Raw genomic sequence first — 15,509 nt, 5'->3', positions numbered from 1 at the left:
ACAAGTATATAAATGAAAATTTTACCTCTTCAAAATCTAGAAAACAGGCGAATGCCTACGAGGAACGGATAAAGGAGCGTCTTGACGGTATTGGGCATGTTGGTAAATAGACGTTACCGTTCATTAAGTGGAACGTATCCAGGCTTGGTGCGTCGCCGTCTGACGTCAGAATCAAAATAATGAAACGGTGTATACATGGCTAACGAGATATAGCATGTAGCAAACGTCTTCAAGTAGAGTGGTAGTTGAATAAAATCACCTAATATTGAAATCATCAACGGGGCAAAGATGACAAATAACGCAAACGTCATCATCGATTCTGTTTTGATGAACCGATATAATATACGCATCAACCAGATGAACGGGAAATAGAGATAATAAAACAAACGCTGCACTTGAACCGTCCTTTCCTGAGCGGTCTGCTCAGATGATTTAGATTAGTCTTTTAGAAGACGTATTGATTTTTTTCTTGAACGTCACCACTCATTGCGTGGGATGTAGCATGGTTTTGTCCTTCTGCGTCTGACATCCGATTCGAAGTAAAACATTGGGGTAAAGAGTCCTGCCGAAAGATAAAGCACACTCACAATCTCTAGTAATAGCGAAACTGGAAGGCTATATCCGATTATGAGGATGTGGACAGGAACAAAGAACAGCATAAATGCATTAGACATTGTAGCTTCCGTTTTGATGAACCGATGTAATCCTCGCATCAGCAAGATATAGGGAAATGAAAGGTAATAGAAGATTCGTTTCACGTCGTAACGCCCTTTCCCGAGCGGTTCGCTCAAGTCATGTAGAAGTATCTTTTTCAGTATAATGGGAGCACCACACATAAAGAAGGAGTATTTCAATGAATCGATCTATCGCTATCATCGGGGCGGGCGTAAGCGGACTGTACGCCGCCTCGCTCCTCATCGAAAAAGGCTATGACGTCACCGTGTTCGAGGCGCGCGATCGCATCGGGGGACGGGTGTTGAGCCAAAACGGCTTCGACCTCGGTCCGACATGGTATTGGCCGGACACCGAGGAGACGATCACGCAACTCGTCGACCAGCTCGGCCTGAGAGCATTCCCACAACATGCGACCGGTGACTTGATGCTCGAGCGGCAAGCTGGTGTGATTGAGCGCCACACGTTGCCGCCCGAGCAGACCGTTCTGTCGATGCGACTTGAAGGCGGCATGGCAACACTGACCACAGCGCTCGCTGCCAGACTTCCAGAAGGGACAATCGAACTCGAGACGACCGTCACGTCGATTCACCAGACAGAAGACGGGGTATCGGTCACGGTCGAAGCAGGATGGGCAAAAACGTTCCAACACGTCATGTTAGCCATCCCACCTCGGCTCGTCTCACGCATCTCGTTTCAACCGGAACTGTCTGAAGCGACAAAGGCGAAGCTGTCGGCTACACCGACGTGGATGGCTGGACAAGCGAAAGTGGTCGCCGTGTATGACCGACCGTTTTGGCGAGACGCCGGCTTATCGGGTCTCGGTATGAGTTGGTCCGGGGTGTTACAGGAGATTCATGACGCGTCAGCGCCAGGAGGGTACGGGGCACTGTTCGGTTTCTTCCGGTTGTCACCTTTTGAGCGTTCCACACTAGACCGGGACGAGCTCAATCGTCTCGTCGTCGAGCAATTCGTCCGACTGTTCGGAGAAGAGGCGCGTCAGCCGCGTGACGTCTTGTACGTGGATTGGTCAAGTGACCGCGATACGGCAAGTCCACGAGATGCCCAACCGTTGACCGACTTCCCTGTCTATGGACCGATTACGTTCGACACCGCTTGGGCAGGACGTCTCTCACTCGCCGGGACCGAGACGGATTCCATGTTCGGCGGTCACATCGAAGGGGCGCTCCGTTCTGCCATCCGGGTCGTCGAGCAATTCTAACCAAAAATGCGTATCCTCCCAAGTCGGGACGATACGCATTTTTTATTTGAACTTCTGAATCATCAACGCGAGCGCGCGATTGATCATCTTCATCTCGTCATCCTCTAGCACAGAGAACATCTCTTCGGCGAGCTGTTCTTCGATCCGGTCGACTTGTTTCGAGTAGTCGAGGCCGACCGGACCGAGCCGGATGAAGCTCTCACGCAAATTGTCCGGGTTTTTCTCTTTCTGGACGAACTCACGTTGCTCGAGCACCTTGAGTACTTGGCTGACCGCACTTTTTGAGATGTTCATCTTCGTCGCGATTTCGGTCGTCGTCCATGTGTCTTTTCGTTTGAAGAGCAGCAACATCTGTTCTTGCTGGTAACTGAGTTCAAACTCGTTCAAGTCGGTAAAGTATTTGGTGAACAACAAGTCGAGCTCGTCGACTTGACGATACATCTCGATGACTTGTTGTTTGCGTGTGTCGTTCAATGGGCGTTCTCCTTTCATCGCGTGTTACGGAAAGTCTGGCTCCGCACGTATAACACGATACTCAATACTAATCCGATTATACCAAACGTGATGAGGAGTGTTTGAATCGGAACGGACAACGCGACAAGGATTGATAGAACGGCGAACGCGATTGGCTCTAGGCCGGACGCGGCGAGTGCCATGATGCTCATGACGCGACCGATCTTATCTTGGTCGCTATGCTCTTGCATGAGCGTGACGGCCGGTAAATAGACGAGCATCAGCATGAAGCCGCTCATGGCCGCCGCGAAAGCGAGCATCGGGATGGACTCGGCTTGCGTGTAGAAGAGAAATGCGACAATCGTCAAAAACAAGGCGCGGAAAACGAAGCGGCCGCGGTGGACCGACCGCAACAACAGGACGAGGAAGCTTGCGACGAACGTCCCGACGGCGAGTCCACCTTCAATCAGACTCAAATCAAACGCCGTTCCACCTCGTTCGCCGACGAGGATCGGGATGCTCATGATGAGCGGTCCCATGATGAACAAGTTGACGATCGCAATCGAGAACGTACCGCTTCGCAAGATTGGTGTCTTTGAGACGTAGCGGATTCCTTCTTTCAAATCAAAGACGACGTGCTTGAGCGACATCGTTTGTGCCGCTGGAATATGGTCTCGAATCAGCCGCGGCATCATCAAGAAAGCAGAGATAAAGATGAGCGAAGCCGCTGTACTAAAGCTAAGACCGAAGCCGCCCCACGTCAACAGAAGACCGGCTAAAAATGGACCGATCACGAACATGAGCTCGAGCGACCCTTGGAATAACGAGTTGGCGCGTTGAAGCTCGTGTTTTTTGACTAGAGACGGGATGAGTGAAGATAGCGCCGGATACGACATGCCGTCCAATATCCCGAACGCGATCGAGATAAGGATTAAGACGATCACGGAATAAGCGTCGGCCAAGTGCAGCGCGACGACGACGAGCATTAAGACACCTTGCCCGAGGTTCGTCAAAAATAAGAGACGACTCTTTTGATAGCGGTCGGCAAAGACACCGCCGAACACCATCATAATTACGCGTGGCAACGAGACGGCCGTCATGATGATTCCGAGCAGAGCCGGCTGTTTCAACACATCGATTGTGAGCCACGACATGCTCAAAAAGAAGATGGAAAATCCGAGCGTCAGCGTCATGCCGGACAGCCAAGTGAAAATGAAACGGGAATTGTGTAGCAAGTTCATAAGGAGACCTCATTTTTAAATAAAGTTAAGTTAACTAAACTATAAATCGAGATTTGAATCTGGTCAAGAAATACGGATTGGGAAGAAAAATGTAAAAAAACGGAACTTTCTTCGGCGGAGAAACGTATAATTACAGAAGAGGTGAACGAGATGAGTAAACAAGAACGATTACGCAAAGTAAAAACGATGAATCCCCAATGGTTAGTGTTACGACTTCTCTTTGCGCTTCCCACTGGTGTACTTGTATTTTATTTTTTACAGACAGAGGCGGATCCCTGGCTAATGGGAGGGATGCTCCTAGCACTGACGATTACAGCAAATGTTTTATTCTCACGAGAATCAAGCTTTGTCAAAAGCCTTACACCGAACGAGCAAGCTAAAAAGGTAGTGGGTATTCAATATAAACTCGACTATTTGTTTGTCATCATGATGGCTGTGATTTTTCCACTTATGATGCGATTTAGTATGTTGACACTTAGTCCATTCATTTTGTTTATGGGTAGCGCCATCTTAATTTTGTTTACTCAATTCAAACTTGATCAACAGATAGAATGGATAGATGCTGAGCAACCGACCCGTCGAGAAATTCAACGCACACGATTTAGTTGGAGAGCTTGAATAGCTGTAAATGAGAATGCTAGTGAACGTGCAACATGTGCCACGTGACATGAACGATAACAACTAAAGGAGTCTCTGATGAACAAACATGAACGCTTGAAAAAAATGATAAAAGCAAACCGGAAATGGCTTCTCGTCAGGCTCGGTTTTGCGATTCCGATTGGGATATTGCTCTTCTTCTTTCTACAAACTGAGACACGATCGATCGTTTACGGAAGTTTGATGGTGGTGTCGCTGTTAGCGTACGGAGTGATGATTGGGCGGGAAAGTCGATTCATGAGCAGTTTCACAGACCATATTCGAGCGAAGCGGGTCATCCACATTCAATACGTGTTCGACTACATGATGGTTGTCTTCATCTGTTTGTTTTTCCCATTGCTTTTGAAGTTAGAAACAATCAGTTGGGTCCCGTTTTTCATCTTCTCCCTTACAGCGTTAGCGCTGGTGATTGTCGAACGCCTGCTTGATGAGAAAGTAAAACTAATTGATCCCGAGCAACCGATGCGTCGCGACGTAAAACGGGAAAGCTTTTAAGGAGTGATTCGATGACAAAACAACAACGCATCAATCTGATTTATAAAACGAATGTGAAGACGGCCGTTATTCAAAGTCTGCTCACATTTCCAATGGTGTTTTGCCTCGTAGGTTTGATTGAATCGGATTCATGGAACGGATGGTACGTGGCCGGCATACTCGTCTGCTTGTTACTGCTTGGCGGAATCTTTTTCAAGGCGAATCGGGTCGAGGTTGAATTGACTGAGCAAGAGGATGCCAAAACCATCATCGCCCGTCGGAACGGATCTATGTTTGCGCTATTTGTCTTATTCATTTTATCGTTTGCACTGACAATTAAACTCGGTTGGATGTATGCGTGGATAGTGGTGCTGACAATCGGTGTGTTGTATGGAGGATACCGGTTGATTCGAAAACAAGACGAGCGATTGACGGACATCGACCCGGAGCATCCGAGGTTTCGGGAGATTCGACTCGATAATGTCAGGGATTAAGGAGGAGACTGATGGACCGGGAAACTCGATTCCAAGCGCTGTTACAAGTCGACAAAACGTATCGAAGCTTTATGATCGGGAGCAGTATACTCCTTTTCTTGGGTGCGTTCTACTTTATGATGCACACGACTTACTCCGTCATGATTGCGGCTGTTGGCCTCGTGCCGACGTTGTTTTTCGAATGGAAGAAGACGATTGTCTACCTGAAATTCAATGACGACTGGGCGTATCGTCGTCTCATCAAATCGAACTTTTTCTTACTATGCTTCACCTTCTTCTTATTGTTCGGTGTTATAGCCTCGTTTTTGACGGGCCACATGAATCGTGATGGATTTGTGTGGGCGATGGTGATTGGCGGGTTACCCGCCATCTTGTTGCCATTTTGGATTGATCGGAAACTGCTGCAACTTGACCCGGAACATGTTACTTCCAGTATGCTAGCAAAAGCCAGTCGTGAGCAGCTGAAGCGTCGGCTTGACGGAATCAATGAATTAGAAAAGGACTGAAATGGTATGACGAAACAAGAACGAATTCAAGCAATCGGAGCTTATCGAGAACCACATCAAAAAATCATTTTTTGGCTGACGGTCGCCCTCATCTTTTTTAACTCTTTCACGTTAGGCTTTGACGATATCTGGTGGATGTGGGGCATCGGTTCTATCTTTGCCGCCATCGGACTCGTTCGTTTCATGCTTCGTGAAGGTGAGGTGTTGATGGCTTTTACGAACGGACGAGGAAGGGTGCTCACGAAACGTTTGTATCAGATGTATAGTCTCTGGATTGTGTTGGTCACGGGGACGATTCTCCTCAGTCGGATACACATTCCAACGTTCGGATGGGTGCTCTATGGTGTCTGTTTCGTGATCTTGGGCTGGAGCCATTACACGATACATAAGCAGTTTAAACAGGCAGACCCGGATCAACCGACACGAGATGAAATCACAAAAGGCTACCGATCTTATGAGAGGAGTACATATGCTGACAAAACAAGAACGCATTAATCAGCTACTCGTACAAGACGATACCCATTGGTTTGTACGGTGGTGGATTTGGATTGCCGGGCTCATCGCCACGGTCGTCGTCGGCTATATGGCACCGACGTGGCTCCCGTTTGTCTTGGCCATCTCCTATTTCCCGTATTTATGTCTGGAGTGGCGTAAGACGAAGCTCTTGCTCACGTTCAACGAAAGCCGTCGCTACACACGCTGGGTCTACATGGGCTTCGTGTTCGAATGGATCGGATTCGTCGCGATTTTGAGCCTGTTCGCTTTCTATCATGCAGGTGTTGTTTCGATTCAAGTTCTGCTGGCACTCATTGTCAGTTTGATTGTTTTCAGTATCCTCACCCCACGCTGGCTCGATAGATTCATCTTGATGTTCGATGACGACCATGTCACCGCGAAAGTTTTGAGCAAAGCGAAAGAACAACGAAATACCGAACATAAGACGAGTTCCTAATCAAACGGGACTCGTCTTTTTATGATTCAGGACATCGGTCCTTTATACTTTATATGAGTGAGATGTACATTGAGATAATCACTTGCACTACATCATAGAATCGAGGAAACGAAATATGTTAGCCATTATTATTGGACTCGTGATCGGCATCTTACTACCGATACAGACGAGCGTGAACTCGCGTCTGCGTTCGATCGTCGGGTCACCGTTTGTCGCTTCGTTCCTATCATTCGCGGTCGGGACGACCTTTTTATCGCTCATCCTTCTTGTCTCTGGACAAGGATTCGGGTTCGACTCGTCAATCTTTCAGCAACAGCCGATCTGGATGTGGTCGGGCGGTTTGTTAGGGGTTATTTTTTTAACGGGGAACATCCTCTTGTTCCCACGGCTCGGCAGCGTCCAGACGGTCATCATGCCAATCTTTGGACAGATCGTGATGGGGCTGTTAATCGATCACTTCGGTTGGTTCAATTCGACCGTGAGCGTCCTTACACCGTGGCGCGTGTTTGGGGCCTTGCTTGTTTTGCTAGGGGTCGTCGGGACGGTCGCACTCACAGACTGGATCAATCGACGCCGCGGAAAATTTGTCATCGCGAACCGGGTGGAGACCGGTAACTTGAACGTCTGGCGTTTACTCGGAATCGGGACCGGGATGATGAGTGCGATGCAGACCGCCATCAACGGCTATTTAGGGACTGTGCTCGAGTCTGCGCTAAAAGGCGCGCTCGTCTCGTTCGTCGTCGGAATCGTCGCACTTCTCCTCATCTTACTCATCCTCCGTCCGAGCGTCGAATGGCGCGGGCTATCGGGACAACCGTGGTGGATTTGGCTTGGCGGGATCATCGGCGCGCTCTTCATCGGCGGGAACGTCTTGATTGTCCCGATGGTCGGGACCGGCATCGCCGTCGTCATCGTCATTGTCGGTTTACTATGCGGAAGTTTGCTGGTCGACCGGTTCGGTTGGTTCGGTGCAGCCAAAAATCCGGTGACCGGGATTCAACTCGTCAGTTTGCTCGTCATGGTGCTCGGCATCATGATGATCCGCTTGTCATAACATATAAGGAGGGGATACGATGCGCGGAGTCTTGTTCGCCATCAGCGGCGGTTTCTTTTTAACGTTGCAAAGCGTCGCCAACGCACGAATCAGTTCTCAGATCGGCACGTGGCAGGCCGCGACATTGACGCAGATGACCGGCTTCATTGTGGCGCTTCTCGTCATGCTGGCTGTGCGTGACCGGACGTATAAACAGATGCGACACGTGCACCCGCTCTATTTGTCGGGTGGCGCGTTCGCCGCCCTCATCTTGTTCAGCAACATGACGGCCGTCCATCAGCTCGGCGTCACGTTGACAATCTCCTTGTTTCTGATTGCGCAGCTCGCCCTCGCGCTCGTCATCGATTGGCGCGGCTGGTTCGGGATGGTGCGGCGTGAGTTGAACGTGTCACAATTGCTCGGTGTCGCCATGATGGTCGCCGGCATAATCTTGTTGAAATGGTAGGAGGGGACCGGATGCTAGAACAGTATTTGACGCAACAAGAGTTACAAGTCTTGCCAAAAGCGACACACGAACACTTCACGCTCGTCCGTTACGAGCCGGGCGCGACGATTTGCGCCCAAGGTGACGACGCGCACCACCTCCATTTTCTCGTCAAAGGCAAGATTCGCGTAGCGCATACGTCGGCAACGGGTAAACGCCTCGTACTGTCGTTCAAACGTCCGTTCGATTTGATCGGTGACATCGAATACGTGCGTCGGACTCCGTACTTAAATACGGTTGAGGCGGTCACGTCGGTCGAGATGCTCGTCATCCGGTTCGACGATTTGGCCCGGCACGCGGCGGACGATGTGGCATGGCTCCATTATCTGTTAGAAGAGATCACGAGAAAGTTCGAGTTGAAATCGCAATCGATGAGTTTCAACTTGTTTTACCCGGTCGACGTCCGTCTCGCGAGCTACTTGCTGTCGATGACGCCGGACGAGCGTGCGCTCGGGTCGACGGTCGATGAGTTGACCGATATCGCTGACTTGATCGGGACGAGTTATCGCCATGTCAATCGGACGCTCAAACGCTTCGTCGAACAAGGATTGATCGAACGGGATCGTCGGTCAATCGCAATCATCGATCGCGCCGGGTTAATCGCTGCCGCAGGGGAGAGTATTTATGAGTGAGGGGGAACGACAATGGCACTTGGAATGATGCTCGCGGTCATGGGCGGCATGCTCGTCTGTGTACAAAATACGTTCAACGCCAACGTGAAACAACGGGTCGGGGCTTGGGCGACGACGACGCTCGTCCTCGCACTTGGTTTTCTCGCCTCGCTCTTCATCGGATTGATCAGTGAAGGCGGCGGTTTGTTTGATTTACGTGACATGGAGACGTGGTACTGGTTCAGCGGCATCATCGGTGTCGGTGTCGTCATGAGCGTGACGCAAAGCGTCCAGCAGCTCGGTCCGAGTTACGCCATCTCGATCGTGATGGTGTCGCAAATCTTGTTCGCTTTGCTGTGGGATACGCTCGGCTGGTTCGGACTTGAGGCGATCCCGTTCACGTGGAAGACGGCGCTTGGCATCGTATTGATCGTCGGCGGGGTGCTGTTGTTCCAGTTGAGTGGGAAGAAAATAACCGCGCGCCAGCAGGTAAAACAAGTAGGTTGATCTTCAGAATGATTTACGACAGTTCGTACAAGTTTGCCCGTGTTCCTGCCGTCTCACGACGGTTTGGCAATGCGGGCATTTTGTCGTGTGCGAGGCGTTCGGTTGAATGAGTGAGCGTTCCTCGAACGATGACGGATATAAAGTATAGGAACGAGTCACAATAAAGCCGACGATGCCGAGCAAGACGGCTAAAATGAGGATATCCATCGAAATCCCTCCTAATAATTGGTATGCTAGTTGTATATACGCGTCATGGATGGATTTGGTTTCAAAGGGGGAGATTGGATGATTACACGGAAAGAACGGACTGAAGAACTATATGGATTGGCTGAAAAGCAGTCTAGCATGGGCACGGCGCTTCGAATCGGTCTGATTGGTTTAGCCGCAGGACTATGGTTTTATGGGAATTTTTCGCTAACTCATAGTGCGATGTTTCTGTTTGTCACGACTATTGCGGTGCCGTTTAGCTATATGTCCTGGAGAAAGACGCGCACGCAGCTGTCGTTCAATGACAATCGTGCGTATCAAGGATTGATTCGAGTAAAAGGGATTGGGGACATTGCAATGTTATGGGGCATGTTCGGTTTAATGATAGGACATGAATTAAACTTCTTTGAACTATCGACGCTCAGCAGCGTGGCTGTCAGCATATTGGTCGTCCATTTATTGGCTGCGACGTTGATCGACAAACGATTGCTACGCATCGATGACGAGCACGTCGTCGACAGTCTGTTCGGGTTGACGAAGCGGGAGCAGATGAAACGGAAATGGGACGAGAAGTGATGGTTGCGCATACAAATCGCTTGCTTCAATTGATGCGGTTTGAACAAGTATCGATTCGTTTGTTTGGTCTGCTAGTCGCCGTCATCATCTTAAGCTCATTCTATCTTCATAGTCGGTATACGTTGACGAACGTTCAAGTGTTCGCGGCCTTTGTAATCATTTACGCAGCACTGGTCTTATGGGGCTGGTTGCGGATGAAGCTATTGCTCCGCTTTAGTTCGGATAAGCTGTATCGCCGATATGTTCGAATCAACTTTTTATTCATCTTCATGACGGTAATCGGGCTCGCTATATTTGTTTGGGGCACAGTCATTCAAAACTTTCAAAACGTAACGTATTCATTGCTTGGTACGCTAATCGTTTTACCATTCCTATATTTTGAATGGTGGGTGAATGAGCGACTCAAAAAGATTGACCCAGAGCATGTGACGAATCAAGACATTCGCCAATACAGACGAATGAAGAAAGCAGGAGAACAATGATCATTTGGAACGATATACCGGACGACCCGAACCGGTTGCCCGTATTAACGGACGACGTATTGATTGAAGTGGAAGGGCGCCTCGGGGTGAAACTGCCGGACGATTATCTCCAGGCGATTCGTATCCAAAACGGGGGATATGTCGAACAGCGCGATTTGCCGATTGTATGGAATGGACAAGATGACATCGCCCTCGTCGATTCAATTTCTGGGGTTGGGCGTCACAAAGGGTTAATCGAATCGAGAGCCTTGTTGACGGAATGGGGTGTCGAGGATGACCAGATAATCGCCTTCGCAGGCGATGGACATTTCTTCCTCGTGTTCGATTACCGTGAAGGAGCAACGCCAAAGATTGCCTATATCGATACGGATACGGAAGAGATTGATGTCTTGTTCGACTCGTTCAGTCAATTTAGCGAAGCGCTCACGACGGTCGACATGGGAGTGTATGCAGAAATGATTCCAGAACCGGTCGCTGAAGTGAAGCAGAGGCAGTCACTCTTAGACGATGCACGACGTCTGCTTTACAGCGAGGAACCGAAAGAAAAATTGCACGGTGCGGTAATTTGGTTCAATGGATTGGACTCGCTCGGAGTGGATGAGCTCGTTCGTGAACTGTTGACATGGATGGATCACGAGCTGTTACGAGATACGGCGACAAGCGTCATTCAAGAAGTCATCATTCGACGGAAGCCTTTAAATCAACAACTGTTCGAAGCATTTTTTGAGACGCTCCACAGGCAAGACGACGACTATAGTAAACAACGCTACGACGAAACGATGTACATTCTTGATAACGATATTAAAGTCGAATGAAACCTTTTGCACTATCGATTCGTAAAAGAAGGAAATGATATTTTATTAGGAGGATTTGATGGTTGACCATGACGTAAGACTTGAACAGATGCTTGAGAACGACCAGAAGCGACAAAAGCAGACGCTTTACCCGACGATGGGGTTCATCGCACTGTTCATCATTTATTTTATGACGACAGAGGTTTTGCTCTTGTTGCCAATCATCTTGGTCGGACAATTCCCGATGCTCTATAAAGGCTGGCACCGCATGAAGTTGTTGCTCACGTTCAACGACGATGCCCGTTATCAACAGAAAGTACGGTCCGAGTTTGGTTTGGCCGTCGGGAATCTCGTGTTTCTCCTGATGTTGATCACGAGTTCAATGCTCGGATGGATCACATTGCTTACATTTATCATCGTCATCGTTGTCGGACTCATCACGTTCATGACGCTCGGTTTCCGGATCGACCGTGAGTTGAAAACGATTGACCCAGAGCATGTGACAGGGACCGAACTCAGTAAAGCGCAAATCGAGCGCCGCACACGAAAGACATCGTAATGGGGGAAAAATTATGATTGAAAAGCAGGAACGATTGAAACAAATGGTCGAGAACGACCGAAACGTGAACCGGACGGCGCTTTTGCTCACGTTCGCGATTTTAGGAATCGCCTTTTACTTCATCTTCACGCAAGAAATCAAAGTGGCGACGTTCGCCGTGATCATCATGGCGACCCAGCTACCAAGTTTATATCGGGCTTGGCACCGGATGAACTTACTGCTCACGTTTAACGACGAGGCGCGCTATCAAAAGTTCGTCCGTATCGAGTTCGGCATCGTGCTCGCCAATGTGATCTTGCTTGGTATCTTCATCGCCATCGCTTGGTCGATTGAAGGCTCGCTTGTCGTCTTCGCAATCATGTTGCTCGCACTCTTCATCCCATTCATTTTCTTGTCGGTCTGGGTGAACCGGAAGCTCGAGCTGATTGATCCAGAACATGTGACGAACCATGAGCTTCGGACGGCGCATCGGGATGCGTCTAAAAATCGGTTCAAGTAAACCAAAGGGACGTGCGGATGGATGAGACGAAGACTAGTCTTCTTTTTAATTGTCGGACTTTTATTTTTAAATACACGTAGCGAAGATAATCATGAACTCATCGTTGAGACGTATGTAGGTGAGAGTATGTCCGTCTTTTCGGGTGAACCGTTCACAGACGAAGCGGAGATTGCACGATTCCTGGAACTGATTGAAACGAGTGCCCTGTCTGAAGCGGAAGTCATGGGCATACCAGACTACGTCATCACCGTGAACAATCTGTCTGAATCGACGATGGAAGCGATGGTGAACGTTTGGGTCGGAGAAGACGATGAAATACTTTTCACTCGAGGAATGGAAGGGACCGACGTGTTTGAAGTCGATTCGATGTACACCTACGATGTGAACGAGATTTTGAATCTAAATAACCTTTAAATGGAGAGGATGAATAGGATGGATATGCGAGTGTTTGACATGCTCTGGTCACTTGGTACCTTTGCTGTCGTGTTAGGTGGAGTCATTTTCGTGCTAAAGTTCATAATTGGAAAAATGAACGAGCAGAGCTGAATATAATTAAAAAGTCATAACGGTACAGTTTATCTCGTCGCTTGAGCTTTTTTGGCTAACGTGAGGTATTCAATTTATCGTATGGTGTAATTTCACAAATTAAGATTCGAATCTGAATCATCACAGCATAGAATGGAGGTCGTTCAACTGAAAAGATTAGTCGTTTTTCTATGCTGCATCCCCCTATTTCTGTTAGTAGCATGTACTGATGAAGAGCAAGCGGTAGAGTCGAAGCGAAAAGAAGTGGACGTCCCAATCGAAACTGTAGAAATCAACGAAGCGAACGAATTGAAGATTGTGCCACTCTATACACAATATCAACAATATTTGAACGCATCGCTTGAGACCGAAGATATGGAAGAAAACAAGCGATTATTTAAGAAATTTGTTCTGGATTACATAGAAGAAATCGGAGAAGACGAGAAGTTTTCTACAGCCGATTTGAAAGGAAACTTCTTGCTGACCTCAACTTCTTACGAGCAACAACTGTTGAAGCAAATTGAGATATTGATTCAGCGACATGATGAAATTACAGAAATCATTAGAACGACTTACTCGGACTCAAGTCAAGTACTCCCGAAAAAGAAAAGTACGGTGTTCCTTGCACCGTTCAACCCTGAATTCTCCTCTGTGAGTGAATCGATGGCCGGCGTAGGCGGCGCAGCTTATAAAGACGTCTTCGTGTTGTATCTCGATGCAGACTTCGACAAAGAAATCCTGGCTTATTCGACGGCTCATGAGTACCATCATCTGATCCTTTATGACCAACCGGGCTTTAATATTAGTTCGGTCCTGAAGTCGGTCATCGTGGAAGGGAAGGCGGATGCATTTGCCGATCGCATTGTCAAAGACGTATCGCCTCCGTGGAACGTACCGATGGATGATGCGACCGCGAGACATATAGCCAGTCTAGTGAATCACTACGAAACAACATTTAGCGATTTCGTAGTCGGAAACAATCAAAAAGAAATTCCGCGATGGAGCAACTACATGCTCGGGAGGGATATGCTCAATCACTATTTGGCGTCACATCCACATCTTTCGATTCCAGAATGGACGTTCAAAGAAGACCATGACATTTTAGAGGGCTACAAATATGAAGCGCTTCTTAAATGATGACAGACATGGGGGACTAATGTTTTTTCTCGGGCGTATGGTAGCAGTTATAAGGTCATGAGGTGCAAGAGTAAGTATAAAACTTGAAGTGTCTCGTACCCACGCAAGCTTCGAGCACCGCTTCTAAAACTCTGTTTTAATTTATTTTGAACGGATCAGATGTTATACAGCAATTTTGTGACGTCTAATTTCTTCAAAATCATGGTAAAGCCAAAAGACGATTAATATGTACCCTATGTAAGGACATTTAAAAAATTTATGCTACTTCAAGTAGATGAATCCTGTACTGTACAGGATTCATCTTTTTCGTATTCCATTGGTAACAATGATTTTACTTATCCTCTAATAATTGGATTTTAAACACATCTGTACCCGAACGGTTAGTTAACAAGGTGATTAAAATCAAATCACCCTTTGATAAGTCTGATAGAGAAATGATTTGATCTTGCTTGTAAATGGATACTTGTTCATCAAAAATTTCATATTCCATAAGCGTTTGATTCGTTTCATCGTTAAATGAATTACCTTTAATCGTTATCCGATTTTCTTCGATTCCTTGAATTTCGGCGTGAAATGTCTGAATATCAGACGGAGCGAGGATCCACGTATCTTCCTCATATGCTTTGTACGCATTGGTGTATCCCGCAAAATAACTAATCAATACACTAATTAATAAAAGAACGATCGACAGGATGACAGTGATTTTGTAAGGTGGGACCATCGGGGAATGTGTTCTTGAGTTTCCGTGTAGCGCTTGATTGATATGTCGCTTGTAAGCCTGAAAATAAAGCGTGACAGTCACAATAAAGATGAATAGAACTATACATGTTGCGATGATGTAAATGGGGATACTCATGGATTCGTCTCCTTCAGATATGAAAATGATCTTTAAAGATATAGTAATAGCTCCTTGTCACATCAACGCGTTTTCCGTTCGTTAGGGTAAGGATAAATTTTGAAGAAAGAGTGGGTTTGATTTGTTTGATTTGATTTGATTTGATTTGTTGCAATCACAACAGAGTTACTTATCCGTAAAAAAGACGTCGGATCAAGCAAACTAACGAGCCGGTATAATCGATCAGTGGCGAGATAAACTGATTCTTGCGTTTGAATTTCCACAGTACGGCCAAACGATTCGATACAAATAATATCCGCGACTGGCAATACAATCCGTTCATTCGTGTCCTTTTCTTTCACGGTCAAATGCTGAACAAAAGGAGTGGATGTACTCAGTACTAGGTCGGCTGTATCATCTATTTCAATTCCTCTTTCCTCGAGCATAGACTTAATCTCGTCATAGCGCTCGGTACTAATATCGAGCTTGATTTTCATGCACGAACCGCCTTCCTCTATACCAATCCATATATTTGAAATCAGTGTAGCAACTACCTCCCTGGTCATCA

At 47.5% G+C, this 15,509-nt stretch carries 24 protein-coding genes; 18 read left to right on the top strand and 6 right to left on the bottom strand.

Annotation, left to right across the window (positions count from 1 at the left end):
* Positions 1 to 113: 113 nt before the first annotated feature.
* Positions 114 to 395, bottom strand: coding sequence for a hypothetical protein (locus EVJ24_RS12440; protein WP_131441520.1), 282 nt, complete (start codon positions 393 to 395; stop codon positions 114 to 116).
* A 458-nt stretch (positions 396 to 853) separates the two neighbouring features.
* Between EVJ24_RS12440 and EVJ24_RS12435 the strand changes: the two genes are divergently transcribed.
* Positions 854 to 1,894, top strand: coding sequence for a flavin monoamine oxidase family protein (locus EVJ24_RS12435; protein WP_131441519.1), 1,041 nt, complete (start codon positions 854 to 856; stop codon positions 1,892 to 1,894).
* A gap of 42 nt (positions 1,895 to 1,936) precedes the next feature.
* On the opposite strand, the gene EVJ24_RS12430 is transcribed toward EVJ24_RS12435, so the two are convergent.
* Positions 1,937 to 2,368, bottom strand: coding sequence for a MarR family winged helix-turn-helix transcriptional regulator (locus EVJ24_RS12430; RefSeq protein ID WP_236637655.1), 432 nt, complete (start codon positions 2,366 to 2,368; stop codon positions 1,937 to 1,939).
* 14 nt (positions 2,369 to 2,382) lie between these two features.
* Positions 2,383 to 3,588 (bottom strand): MFS transporter, encoded by a 1,206-nt coding sequence (locus EVJ24_RS12425; RefSeq protein ID WP_131441517.1) that lies wholly within the window; start codon positions 3,586 to 3,588, stop codon positions 2,383 to 2,385.
* Between the two features lie 150 nt (positions 3,589 to 3,738).
* On the opposite strand from EVJ24_RS12425, the gene EVJ24_RS12420 reads away from it, so the two are divergent.
* The 10 genes from EVJ24_RS12420 (at position 3,739) to EVJ24_RS12375 (ending at position 9,327) form a co-directional block, all read left to right on the top strand.
* Positions 3,739 to 4,206 carry a hypothetical protein gene (locus tag EVJ24_RS12420; protein WP_131441516.1) on the top strand — a complete coding sequence of 156 codons (468 nt, stop codon included), beginning with the start codon at positions 3,739 to 3,741 and terminating at the stop codon, positions 4,204 to 4,206.
* Positions 4,207 to 4,284: 78 nt separating this feature from the next.
* Positions 4,285 to 4,740 (top strand): hypothetical protein, encoded by a 456-nt coding sequence (locus tag EVJ24_RS12415; protein ID WP_131441515.1) that lies wholly within the window; start codon positions 4,285 to 4,287, stop codon positions 4,738 to 4,740.
* 11 nt (positions 4,741 to 4,751) lie between these two features.
* Positions 4,752 to 5,213, top strand: coding sequence for a hypothetical protein (locus EVJ24_RS12410; protein ID WP_131441514.1), 462 nt, complete (start codon positions 4,752 to 4,754; stop codon positions 5,211 to 5,213).
* Positions 5,214 to 5,224: 11 nt separating this feature from the next.
* Positions 5,225 to 5,719: a hypothetical protein gene (locus tag EVJ24_RS12405; protein WP_131441513.1), complete on the top strand. Its 495-nt coding sequence runs from the start codon at positions 5,225 to 5,227 to the stop codon at positions 5,717 to 5,719.
* 6 nt (positions 5,720 to 5,725) lie between these two features.
* Entirely contained in the window at positions 5,726 to 6,214 is a 489-nt protein-coding gene (locus EVJ24_RS12400; protein ID WP_071398983.1) for a hypothetical protein, read from the top strand.
* Complete coding sequence (locus EVJ24_RS12395; RefSeq protein WP_071398982.1) at positions 6,189 to 6,671, top strand: hypothetical protein; 483 nt, start codon at positions 6,189 to 6,191, stop codon at positions 6,669 to 6,671. The genes EVJ24_RS12400 and EVJ24_RS12395 overlap by 26 nt, the downstream gene beginning before the upstream one ends.
* A 115-nt stretch (positions 6,672 to 6,786) precedes the next feature.
* Positions 6,787 to 7,725, top strand: a complete 939-nt coding sequence (locus EVJ24_RS12390) for a DMT family transporter (protein ID WP_131441512.1) — start codon at positions 6,787 to 6,789, stop codon at positions 7,723 to 7,725.
* A gap of 19 nt (positions 7,726 to 7,744) precedes the next feature.
* Positions 7,745 to 8,170 (top strand): DMT family transporter, encoded by a 426-nt coding sequence (locus EVJ24_RS12385; protein ID WP_016510013.1) that lies wholly within the window; start codon positions 7,745 to 7,747, stop codon positions 8,168 to 8,170.
* Positions 8,171 to 8,181: 11 nt separating this feature from the next.
* Positions 8,182 to 8,841 carry a Crp/Fnr family transcriptional regulator gene (locus EVJ24_RS12380; RefSeq protein ID WP_071398980.1) on the top strand — a complete coding sequence of 220 codons (660 nt, stop codon included), beginning with the start codon at positions 8,182 to 8,184 and terminating at the stop codon, positions 8,839 to 8,841.
* 12 nt (positions 8,842 to 8,853) lie between these two features.
* Entirely contained in the window at positions 8,854 to 9,327 is a 474-nt protein-coding gene (locus EVJ24_RS12375) for a DMT family transporter (protein WP_071398979.1), read from the top strand.
* 3 nt (positions 9,328 to 9,330) lie between these two features.
* On the opposite strand, the gene EVJ24_RS12370 is transcribed toward EVJ24_RS12375, so the two are convergent.
* A complete protein-coding gene (locus EVJ24_RS12370) occupies positions 9,331 to 9,534 on the bottom strand; it encodes a hypothetical protein (RefSeq protein ID WP_071398978.1) in 204 nt (67 codons plus the stop codon).
* A gap of 78 nt (positions 9,535 to 9,612) precedes the next feature.
* On the opposite strand from EVJ24_RS12370, the gene EVJ24_RS12365 reads away from it, so the two are divergent.
* The 7 genes from EVJ24_RS12365 to EVJ24_RS12335 all read left to right on the top strand — a co-directional run bounded on the left by EVJ24_RS12365 (position 9,613) and on the right by EVJ24_RS12335 (position 14,106).
* A complete protein-coding gene (locus EVJ24_RS12365; RefSeq protein WP_071398977.1) occupies positions 9,613 to 10,110 on the top strand; it encodes a hypothetical protein in 498 nt (165 codons plus the stop codon).
* Positions 10,095 to 10,592 (top strand): hypothetical protein, encoded by a 498-nt coding sequence (locus tag EVJ24_RS12360; RefSeq protein WP_145984895.1) that lies wholly within the window; start codon positions 10,095 to 10,097, stop codon positions 10,590 to 10,592. Before EVJ24_RS12365 ends, EVJ24_RS12360 begins: the two co-directional genes overlap by 16 nt.
* Positions 10,589 to 11,407: an SMI1/KNR4 family protein gene (locus tag EVJ24_RS12355; protein ID WP_071398975.1), complete on the top strand. Its 819-nt coding sequence runs from the start codon at positions 10,589 to 10,591 to the stop codon at positions 11,405 to 11,407. The genes EVJ24_RS12360 and EVJ24_RS12355 overlap by 4 nt, the downstream gene beginning before the upstream one ends.
* A gap of 58 nt (positions 11,408 to 11,465) precedes the next feature.
* The gene (locus tag EVJ24_RS12350; RefSeq protein ID WP_071398974.1) at positions 11,466 to 11,945 is read left to right on the top strand and encodes a hypothetical protein; all 480 of its coding nucleotides are present in this window, start codon (positions 11,466 to 11,468) and stop codon (positions 11,943 to 11,945) included.
* Between the two features lie 13 nt (positions 11,946 to 11,958).
* Positions 11,959 to 12,444: a hypothetical protein gene (locus tag EVJ24_RS12345; protein ID WP_071398973.1), complete on the top strand. Its 486-nt coding sequence runs from the start codon at positions 11,959 to 11,961 to the stop codon at positions 12,442 to 12,444.
* Between the two features lie 21 nt (positions 12,445 to 12,465).
* The gene (locus tag EVJ24_RS12340) at positions 12,466 to 12,858 is read left to right on the top strand and encodes a hypothetical protein (RefSeq protein ID WP_071398972.1); all 393 of its coding nucleotides are present in this window, start codon (positions 12,466 to 12,468) and stop codon (positions 12,856 to 12,858) included.
* Positions 12,859 to 13,233: 375 nt separating this feature from the next.
* Positions 13,234 to 14,106, top strand: a complete 873-nt coding sequence (locus EVJ24_RS12335) for a DUF2268 domain-containing protein (protein WP_233589697.1) — start codon at positions 13,234 to 13,236, stop codon at positions 14,104 to 14,106.
* 331 nt (positions 14,107 to 14,437) lie between these two features.
* On the opposite strand, the gene EVJ24_RS12330 is transcribed toward EVJ24_RS12335, so the two are convergent.
* On the bottom strand, positions 14,438 to 14,962 hold the full coding sequence (locus EVJ24_RS12330; RefSeq protein ID WP_233589696.1) for a hypothetical protein: 525 nt from the start codon (positions 14,960 to 14,962) through the stop codon (positions 14,438 to 14,440).
* 62 nt (positions 14,963 to 15,024) lie between these two features.
* On the bottom strand, positions 15,025 to 15,438 hold the full coding sequence (locus EVJ24_RS12325) for a LytTR family DNA-binding domain-containing protein (protein ID WP_236637654.1): 414 nt from the start codon (positions 15,436 to 15,438) through the stop codon (positions 15,025 to 15,027).
* Positions 15,439 to 15,509: the final 71 nt, after the last annotated feature.

Source organism: Exiguobacterium sp. SH1S21, assembly GCF_004337175.1.
GTDB lineage: Bacteria > Bacillota > Bacilli > Exiguobacteriales > Exiguobacteriaceae > Exiguobacterium > Exiguobacterium aurantiacum_A.
This window is presented reverse-complemented; position numbering and strand designations above follow the sequence as displayed.

What these genes read in the sequence shown, in the direction of transcription:
- EVJ24_RS12435 (WP_131441519.1), top strand. Translation starts at nt 854, where the DNA reads ATGAATCGATCTATCGCTATCATCGGGGCGGGCGTAAGCGGACTGTAC.
- EVJ24_RS12425 (WP_131441517.1), bottom strand. Translation starts at nt 3,588, where the DNA reads ATGAACTTGCTACACAATTCCCGTTTCATTTTCACTTGGCTGTCCGGC.
- EVJ24_RS12420 (WP_131441516.1), top strand. Translation starts at nt 3,739, where the DNA reads ATGAGTAAACAAGAACGATTACGCAAAGTAAAAACGATGAATCCCCAA.
- EVJ24_RS12415 (WP_131441515.1), top strand. Translation starts at nt 4,285, where the DNA reads ATGAACAAACATGAACGCTTGAAAAAAATGATAAAAGCAAACCGGAAA.
- EVJ24_RS12410 (WP_131441514.1), top strand. Translation starts at nt 4,752, where the DNA reads ATGACAAAACAACAACGCATCAATCTGATTTATAAAACGAATGTGAAG.
- EVJ24_RS12405 (WP_131441513.1), top strand. Translation starts at nt 5,225, where the DNA reads ATGGACCGGGAAACTCGATTCCAAGCGCTGTTACAAGTCGACAAAACG.
- EVJ24_RS12400 (WP_071398983.1), top strand. Translation starts at nt 5,726, where the DNA reads ATGACGAAACAAGAACGAATTCAAGCAATCGGAGCTTATCGAGAACCA.
- EVJ24_RS12395 (WP_071398982.1), top strand. Translation starts at nt 6,189, where the DNA reads ATGCTGACAAAACAAGAACGCATTAATCAGCTACTCGTACAAGACGAT.
- EVJ24_RS12390 (WP_131441512.1), top strand. Translation starts at nt 6,787, where the DNA reads ATGTTAGCCATTATTATTGGACTCGTGATCGGCATCTTACTACCGATA.
- EVJ24_RS12385 (WP_016510013.1), top strand. Translation starts at nt 7,745, where the DNA reads ATGCGCGGAGTCTTGTTCGCCATCAGCGGCGGTTTCTTTTTAACGTTG.
- EVJ24_RS12380 (WP_071398980.1), top strand. Translation starts at nt 8,182, where the DNA reads ATGCTAGAACAGTATTTGACGCAACAAGAGTTACAAGTCTTGCCAAAA.
- EVJ24_RS12375 (WP_071398979.1), top strand. Translation starts at nt 8,854, where the DNA reads ATGGCACTTGGAATGATGCTCGCGGTCATGGGCGGCATGCTCGTCTGT.
- EVJ24_RS12370 (WP_071398978.1), bottom strand. Translation starts at nt 9,534, where the DNA reads ATGGATATCCTCATTTTAGCCGTCTTGCTCGGCATCGTCGGCTTTATT.
- EVJ24_RS12365 (WP_071398977.1), top strand. Translation starts at nt 9,613, where the DNA reads ATGATTACACGGAAAGAACGGACTGAAGAACTATATGGATTGGCTGAA.
- EVJ24_RS12360 (WP_145984895.1), top strand. Translation starts at nt 10,095, where the DNA reads ATGGGACGAGAAGTGATGGTTGCGCATACAAATCGCTTGCTTCAATTG.
- EVJ24_RS12355 (WP_071398975.1), top strand. Translation starts at nt 10,589, where the DNA reads ATGATCATTTGGAACGATATACCGGACGACCCGAACCGGTTGCCCGTA.
- EVJ24_RS12350 (WP_071398974.1), top strand. Translation starts at nt 11,466, where the DNA reads ATGGTTGACCATGACGTAAGACTTGAACAGATGCTTGAGAACGACCAG.
- EVJ24_RS12345 (WP_071398973.1), top strand. Translation starts at nt 11,959, where the DNA reads ATGATTGAAAAGCAGGAACGATTGAAACAAATGGTCGAGAACGACCGA.
- EVJ24_RS12340 (WP_071398972.1), top strand. Translation starts at nt 12,466, where the DNA reads ATGAGACGAAGACTAGTCTTCTTTTTAATTGTCGGACTTTTATTTTTA.
- EVJ24_RS12330 (WP_233589696.1), bottom strand. Translation starts at nt 14,962, where the DNA reads ATGAGTATCCCCATTTACATCATCGCAACATGTATAGTTCTATTCATC.
- EVJ24_RS12325 (WP_236637654.1), bottom strand. Translation starts at nt 15,438, where the DNA reads ATGAAAATCAAGCTCGATATTAGTACCGAGCGCTATGACGAGATTAAG.